Below are 694 nucleotides of genomic sequence, written 5' to 3' on the forward strand. Positions count from 1 at the left end.
GCCAAGGCATACCGGGCACACGCTGGCGGTGCGGGCCAGCACCCGGCGATGCGCCGTTGCCGCCGCCTCGCCTACGGCCTGCCCCGGTGCGGAACAACCGCAATCCACGGAAAAGTTGCCACGCCCGGCCATGCCGCCTAGCCCTCGCGCGGCAGCGTGGGGTCCACGCCGTAGGCCGCCAGCACCTCGAACATCTTGCCGTGCGCTTCCAGCAGCAGGCCGTGGCACTTGCCGAAATCCGGACGCCCGCCATCCCCGGCATCACCAAGAATGGCCCCGCACGAAATGCCCCCGCTGGCAGCGGTGCGCTCGCGGAACCATTCGGCGAATTCCGTGGTCATGGCCTCCAGCGCCTCGTGGGGTTCCTCGCCATCGTGCCCCTTGGCCGCGCACAGCCCCATGGCCATGCACCCGCCCAGCAGGATGCCACAGGTACCCTCCGCAAGGCCGAAGCCCCGGCACAACCCGCCAGCGGCGCGCACCGCGTCCCGCCCGTCGCCCCCCCCGGCATCAGGCACATCGCGGCCCTGCACATCCAGCAGCAGTTGGACCATGATCTGGGTGCAGCAGTACCCGGCGGCCCCAAGGGCCAGTACCCGTCCGAACGCGTCGTCGCTCATGGCGCATCCCCCCGTGGTGCATCGTCGTCGCGCCGGGCCAGCAGCAGCGCGTAGCCGGGCCGTCCGCCGCCAGC

The 694-nt window shown here is 71.9% G+C and carries 1 protein-coding gene; it reads right to left on the reverse strand.

The window, feature by feature from the left end:
- Positions 1–137 precede the first annotated feature (137 nt).
- The gene (locus tag FVW20_RS17685) at positions 138–620 is read right to left on the reverse strand and encodes a DVU_1555 family C-GCAxxG-C-C protein (protein ID WP_196610613.1); all 483 of its coding nucleotides are present in this window, start codon (positions 618–620) and stop codon (positions 138–140) included.
- Positions 621–694 lie beyond the last annotated feature (74 nt).

This window comes from Nitratidesulfovibrio oxamicus, assembly GCF_015731765.1.
Lineage (GTDB): Bacteria > Desulfobacterota > Desulfovibrionia > Desulfovibrionales > Desulfovibrionaceae > Cupidesulfovibrio > Cupidesulfovibrio oxamicus.